This window comes from Saccharospirillaceae bacterium (assembly GCA_022448365.1).
Classification (GTDB): domain Bacteria; phylum Pseudomonadota; class Gammaproteobacteria; order Pseudomonadales; family Oceanobacteraceae; genus Bacterioplanoides.
In genome coordinates, this window is record JAKVCS010000015.1 from 1 (window position 1) to 4,928 (window position 4,928).

Below are 4,928 nucleotides of genomic sequence, written 5' to 3' on the forward strand. Positions count from 1 at the left end.
TGAAACGAAGAGGCCCGGCAGCGTAGAAAACATCTGTCTTAAGTTTGGCTCAATGAAGTTAGGCATTTCATCAAGCTCTACCACTGAGGTCTTTTTGCCCTCAAAGATTTTGCCAGAATCAACGGCAGCCATGGTGCGTGGAAATGTTGAATCGCTATTTCCACTAATGGTGATACGCTCAATATCGTCTGGCGCTATAGCCGCCATTGCGGACGCGCTCGACAGTCCCGCTAGTGCAAATGCTATCGCTTTACCCAATTTAGATACTCTACTTACATTTCTCATAAATTTACCCTTTAATACTCTAAATACAAATGATAATGGTTCGTATATGATATATATAATTGTTTTTTTATCAACAAAAAATTCGAAGAATAAAATCTATTTAACAAAAATGCTTATGAACTAGATGATTGCCCACTCAGAGGGCGCTAGCAAGTCTCCTAGCGAAACGTGAGAATCCAGGAGTGGCTGTTCCCTTTCAAATTCCCAGGACGAAGCTACGCATAGTGAAGGTTTCTTTGATATCTGCCGGAGCGGTGGGATCCAGGTTTTCCTCCAGCAATCCCTGATAACCAAAGTTTTCCTGAGCAGAGCGATAACCGCAGCGGGATTTGGTTTGCTGATCGCCGGTAAAAAATACACGGCTGACCGCATAAACTTCCGCTAATAATGTCGGCTCTATACCAATGTCGCTGATTTGCATAAACCCAGACTGGCTTAAGCTCTTGTGGATTGCCTGCGCCGGGGCAGGATGTGGATAAAAGGGGATGACAGGTAAGGTCATTTTTGCTCTCTTTAAAAAATGGGTGACAATGCCGCGTCCGCTCAATCGAGGCGCAGACGCATGAGTTAAGTTAAAGAGATTTTGTGTTACCAGCCCACCAGGCCAGGCACCAGTGGAAGAAGCCGTAACTGCATGGCAGTAAATTAAGCTTACTAAAGTGAGGAATGCTCGCCGGCTGTTTGACACAACCGTGAGCCAGTACCGTGAGCAACGACATTAAATCGATCAGCAATCCTAAAACACCGCATGTAAAGCGGTGTGATGTCATACTCATTGATTGAAAAAACGAAGTGGTTGCCACGCGCCTGCTCTGTATATGGTATAAATAAAATACTACACGGCAGCCGGTTAAATGCAATGGGAAAATTATCGGTAAAACCCAATTGAAGCATGCTCCGAAATCGCCTTAAAACTCAATCAGCCTGCGCGTTTTCCTGCTTTAATGGCAACAACAAAGTAAACTCGGTAAACACACCGGGTTCGCTCTCGCAGTGAATCGAACCATCCAGTCGCTGCATAATGTTATACACCACCGATAAGCCAAGCCCGGTTCCCTCGCCGATGGGTTTGGTGGTAAAGAAGGGCTCAAATATTTTCTGCTGGATGTCAGCTGTCATCCCCGGGCCGTTATCCCGGATCCGAATATGCAGCATATTATCGAGCTCTTTGGCGCTTATCTGAATAACCGGCTCAGCCGTATCCGCCTTTTCCATTGCCTGCACAGCGTTTTTAATCAGATTCACCAGTACTTGCTCAATGAGACCGGAGTGCGAATGTAACACGCCATTAAACTCAACATCCCGCTGGATACTGACCTTGTTGTCCAGGTCATATCGCATCATCTTCAGAGTGTCGTCCAGCAGCACAGAGAAATCACAAACCTCTTTTTCTCCGGTCTGATTATGAGAAAAAGAGCGTAAGTCGCTAATGATATTTTTAACCCGTTGCAGACCATTAAAAGAATCAGCGACGATTGCTCTGATATCTTCCAAAATAAACGGTATACCCGCCTGCTCCTCAAATTCACTGAGACTTTGTTTGAGATGAGCCGCTTTTTGATCCTGCTGAATGTCTATGGCAGTTAACAGCTCACTCTGCATGGACTGCAACTGAATAATGTTATCCAGATAGCTATCCATTGAGGAGAAGTTGCTGATCACAAATGACAGTGGATTATTAATTTCGTGAGCGATACCCGCTGCCATACGCCCGATACTGGCGAGCTTTTCGTTGTGTGCCAATGCCTGTTTAGTGGATTTAAGCTCCAGCAGCGTATCCCGCAGACGGGTATATTGTTTCTTGAGGCTCGACTCAGCCTGTTTGCGCTCTAACAACACCGTAAGCTGCTCAGCGGCCTTATTGATAATCGTAATCTGCTTCATGGAAACCCGCTCCATCTCCTGTTCGGGGATCAGGTAAAGCAATAAACACACTACGCGTTTATACACCACGATGGGGAATGCCAGATAACTACCAATATGAGTGGTTATAAGTTGGGTAACCGGCTCCAGTCCGCCACTTTCATCGAGCAGGTGAATTTGTGGATGCTGTTCTTCTATTGCCTGAGCAAGGCTGGCCGGCAGCCCGCCCTCTGATAACAATGCCTGCATAGTTTTTGCCAGATCGTTGCTGGCAGTATCGGAACCACGCACCCGAAAACGCGATGTGTTTTCCAGGTAAATTTCGAAACTGCAGTGGGCATGGCATAATCTCGCCAGCGCATTTGAGAAGGTTGAAAGCAGCGCCGTGAGCTTTTCGTCGCCTCGTGAAAAGCGTGTGATACACACCAGCAATTCTGTTTCTGCATCGTGCTGACGGTAGGTGTTTTCAATATACTCAAAAGTGGCCAGCTCCCGTTTGAGCACACTGGCATTAAACTTGGCTTTCGCTTCAGACGCCGTTAAACAGGCATTGATTTGGTACTCTTCCAGCCAGACTACTTCGTCCAGTTGCTGAGTGGGGTTATGCATAAGAATGATACGGGTATCCTGGTTAACCAGCCCCTGACGAATATACTGGGCTACCGACTGACAGAGGGAAATATCATCATCGGAGCCTACACAGAGTATAACCAGTGAGGGCTTACAACTGCGCAGTGTCTTTTTAGCGTTTCTCAGGCTGGTTAATTTTTCGCAGTGCATTGTGTTATCCGGCAAAAATGCCGCTAAGTCTGGACTCTGACCAACCAAAAACACTGGATTTTCCATACATTTACCCAACACTACCGTTTCTGAAAACTCTGCTATATTTGAAAGATAGTCGTTGCCTGCAGTTACGCAAACAATTACGCAGTTTAGAAAAAAGGAAAGTAAAAATGAAGTTAGTGAGATTGGTGTACTACAGCCATGCCTCGCGGGAAATGTCACTTATCGATCTGAAATCCATTCTCGACACCGCCCGCCGTAACAATCAGGCCGAGGGCATTTGCGGTATGCTTTCTTACGAACAACAATATTTTTTGCAGGCGCTGGAAGGCGAACGCAGCGCCGTTAACGAGCTTTACCTGGATATTGCTGATGACCCCCGCCATGACGAAATCACTATTATCAGCTATGAGGAAATCACCGCCCCTATTTTCAAACAGTGGAAAATGGGCTACGCCGGCGGCAGTGCCGAGTTTACTAAATTGCTCAAAGAGATGGGCCAGACTGAGTTCCTGCCGGAAACCATGAGCCCTCGACAGGCATTCCAATTCCTGCAACACCTTGCTGGTAATCAGGACAACCTTTAAGGCATAGTGGTTAAGCAATCTAACCTAAGTTAGCCAGGAGCGACTATGTCCGACGCACAGAGTTACACATCGGTAGACCAGTACATTACCGCCCTACCCGTGGAAAAGCAGCGGGTAATATCACAGTTACGCCAGACAATACTGGATAACCTGCCAGCCAGATTTAGCGAATGCATCAACTAAAACATGATTGGCTATGTGGTGCCCCATCAACTGTTCCCTGCCGGTTATCATTGCAACCCAGAATTGCCATTACCCTTTATGAACCTGGCGGCACAGAAAAGCCATTATGGCTTTTATCATATGGGCATTTATGCAATGCCTGAGCTCGAAAGCTGGTTTCGGGTCCGTTACGCCGAAGCGGTACCTACTAAGCTGGATATGGGTAAAAGTTGTATCCGTTTTAAAAACCCCAAACACATTCCCTACAACTTAATTGGCGAGTTGGTCAGCAAAGTGAGCGTTGATGATTGGATATCGGTTTATCAAAGCCTCAAAAAATAGAACTTGTTCCACTTTTACTGTTCTACTCTATTAACGACTTAAATTGCGCTTCTGATAACACTTCTTCTTCCAGTAAAGCTTGTGCAACCTTGCTTATTTGCTCCCAGTATTGGTCAACTAATTGATCAGTTTTCAGGGTTGCTTCCTCCAGCCACTCTTTGACTAACTTTTCAGTCTGAGATTTGAAGTGAACTTCACGGCTCCATTCATGTAACACAGTGGTGTCTAAGTTGTAACTATCGGGATGCATTCCGTATTTGGCAACAGGATTCCAGGCAGACCACATGGCCTGCTTCAAATCACTGATAGCGCCAGTATCTAACCCTTCGTCTCCGAACTGCTTTACCTGGGCAGCTCGACCAGCTAAGGCTACACATGTCTGCGAGAACCAAAAAGCTTTTGTATAATCAACATCTTGTTCCCTACTATAGGCCACCATACCTAAAGCTTGTTCTCTGGGTACAATACTTATTTGTTCAATTATTCTCTCTGGCATTAAAACTTTTGAGATAACAGCATGGCCAGCCTCATGAAAGGCCGTTTCTGCCAGCATTTTTTCGCACTTATCAAGTGTTCGTTTAGCGCCATACTTAAGAATATTAATTTCTTCCACTATCGTACTTTGACAAATTTTGCCGGTACTCTTACTCAAAGCCTGAAGCACTGTCTCCCGATGAACCTTCTCTAAATCTGCACCGCTCATACCAGCCGTTAGTGATACGATTAAATCAACATCTATAGCCTCTTCGTAAACGTCGTACTGCAAGAATTTTTCTATAAACCAGCGCCGGGCTTTTTTATCCAGGAAAGGAACATGGACATGAAGATCAAGCCTTCCTGAACGTAATAATGCTTCATCAAGTTTATCCAGCCGATTGGTAGCCGCGACAATAAAAACCGCGCCTT

At 45.6% G+C, this 4,928-nt stretch carries 7 protein-coding genes; 3 read left to right on the forward strand and 4 right to left on the reverse strand.

The features are described from left to right. The 3 genes from MK185_17565 to MK185_17575 form a co-directional block, all read right to left on the reverse strand. A partial coding sequence (locus MK185_17565) for a hypothetical protein (protein ID MCH2042439.1) occupies window positions 1-285 on the reverse strand: 285 nt, incomplete at its 3' end. 196 nt (window positions 286-481) lie between these two features. Then, window positions 482-787, reverse strand: a complete 306-nt coding sequence (locus tag MK185_17570) for a 2-oxoglutarate and iron-dependent oxygenase domain-containing protein (protein MCH2042440.1) — start codon at window positions 785-787, stop codon at window positions 482-484. Window positions 788-1,200: 413 nt separating this feature from the next. Then, window positions 1,201-2,994, reverse strand: coding sequence for an ATP-binding protein (locus MK185_17575; protein MCH2042441.1), 1,794 nt, complete (start codon window positions 2,992-2,994; stop codon window positions 1,201-1,203). Between the two features lie 107 nt (window positions 2,995-3,101). Here MK185_17575 and MK185_17580 point away from each other — a divergent pair, with 107 nt between their 5' ends. The 3 genes from MK185_17580 to MK185_17590 are packed head-to-tail and all read left to right on the forward strand — an operon-like array spanning window position 3,102 to window position 4,022. After that, the gene (locus MK185_17580) at window positions 3,102-3,518 is read left to right on the forward strand and encodes a BLUF domain-containing protein (protein ID MCH2042442.1); all 417 of its coding nucleotides are present in this window, start codon (window positions 3,102-3,104) and stop codon (window positions 3,516-3,518) included. A gap of 45 nt (window positions 3,519-3,563) precedes the next feature. Continuing rightward, the gene (locus MK185_17585; protein MCH2042443.1) at window positions 3,564-3,701 is read left to right on the forward strand and encodes a hypothetical protein; all 138 of its coding nucleotides are present in this window, start codon (window positions 3,564-3,566) and stop codon (window positions 3,699-3,701) included. Between the two features lie 3 nt (window positions 3,702-3,704). After that, window positions 3,705-4,022: a DUF1801 domain-containing protein gene (locus MK185_17590; GenBank protein ID MCH2042444.1), complete on the forward strand. Its 318-nt coding sequence runs from the start codon at window positions 3,705-3,707 to the stop codon at window positions 4,020-4,022. A gap of 22 nt (window positions 4,023-4,044) precedes the next feature. Here the strand turns inward: MK185_17590 and MK185_17595 are convergent. After that, window positions 4,045-4,928: hypothetical protein (locus MK185_17595; GenBank protein ID MCH2042445.1), on the reverse strand; the 884-nt coding region annotated here is incomplete at its 5' end.

What these genes read in the sequence shown, in the direction of transcription:
- MK185_17590 (MCH2042444.1), top strand. Translation starts at nt 3,705, where the DNA reads ATGATTGGCTATGTGGTGCCCCATCAACTGTTCCCTGCCGGTTATCAT.
- MK185_17570 (MCH2042440.1), bottom strand. Translation starts at nt 787, where the DNA reads ATGACCTTACCTGTCATCCCCTTTTATCCACATCCTGCCCCGGCGCAG.
- MK185_17585 (MCH2042443.1), top strand. Translation starts at nt 3,564, where the DNA reads ATGTCCGACGCACAGAGTTACACATCGGTAGACCAGTACATTACCGCC.
- MK185_17580 (MCH2042442.1), top strand. Translation starts at nt 3,102, where the DNA reads ATGAAGTTAGTGAGATTGGTGTACTACAGCCATGCCTCGCGGGAAATG.
- MK185_17575 (MCH2042441.1), bottom strand. Translation starts at nt 2,994, where the DNA reads ATGGAAAATCCAGTGTTTTTGGTTGGTCAGAGTCCAGACTTAGCGGCA.